This is a genomic window from Streptomyces sp. 3MP-14 (genome assembly GCF_006334905.2).
Lineage (GTDB): Bacteria > Actinomycetota > Actinomycetes > Streptomycetales > Streptomycetaceae > Streptomyces > Streptomyces triticirhizae.
This window is the reverse complement of sequence record NZ_VDLZ02000038.1, coordinates 1-1,062: the sequence shown is the minus strand read 5'-3', so window position 1 is coordinate 1,062 and position 1,062 is coordinate 1. Positions and strand designations below refer to the sequence as shown.

The 1,062-nt window shown below is 67.4% G+C and carries 1 protein-coding gene; it reads left to right on the top strand.

Going from position 1 to position 1,062, the window contains the following annotated elements:
* Window positions 1–110 precede the first annotated feature (110 nt).
* A partial coding sequence (locus FH609_RS30720; protein ID WP_152311260.1) for an IS481 family transposase occupies window positions 111–1,062 on the top strand: 952 nt, incomplete at its 3' end.

Below are 1,062 nucleotides of genomic sequence, written 5' to 3'. Positions count from 1 at the left end.
TGTATTGATCACGAGCGTTGTTGACACTGGTCACAGTGGTTGGGGCTTGAGCATGACGAAGACCTCCGATGTGGTGGAGCTGTCTAGGACTGCACCGCATGGAGGTCTTCGTGTCCCACCGTAATGCCCGGCTGACGGTTCATGGCAGGCGGCTGTTGGTCGAGCGGGTCTGCTCCGGTCGTCCCGTCGCCCATGTGGCCGCCGAAATGGGGGTCTCCCGCGCGACCGCCCACAAGTGGGTCCGCCGGTGGAGGGCGGAAGGCGAAGCCGGCCTGGCCGACAGGCCCAGCCGTCCGCACACCACTCCCCACCGTGTCGCCGCGGCCCTGGAAACCCGCGTCATCGCATTGCGCACCGCCCGCAAACTCGGCCCGGCCCGCATCGGCCCCATCCTCGGCCTGCCCACCTCCACGGTGCACCGCATCCTGACCCGACACGGTCTCAACCGACTCGCCTGGCTGGACCGGCCCACCGGCCAGGTGATCCGCCGATACGAACGCGAACGGCCCGGCGAACTGCTCCACGTCGACGTGAAAAAACTCGGCCGCATCCCCGACGGCGGCGGATGGCGCGTCCACGGCCGCCAGGCATCCCGCACCACCAAGACGGGCGTCGGATACGACTACATCCACTCCGCCATCGACGACCACACCCGCCTGGCTTACAGCGAGGTCCACACGGACGAGAAAGCCCCCACCTGCGCCGCCTTCCTCCGCCGGGCCGCGACCTGGTTCGCCAGCGTGGGCATCGACCGCATCGACCGCGTCATGACCGACAACGCCTGGGCCTACCGCAAGAGCCTCGCCTGGCGTGACGCCCTGACCGACCTCGGCGCGACCGGCAAACTCACCCGCGCCTACCGCCCACAGACCAACGGCAAAGTCGAACGACTCAACCGCACCCTGCTCGACGAATGGGCCTACCTCCGCCCCTACACCACCAACACCGAACGAACCGCCGCACTGACCGACTACCTCCACACCTACAACTACCATCGCTCCCACACCGCACTCGGAGGCCAACCACCCATCAGCCGCGTAAACAACCCTGCAGGCCAATACA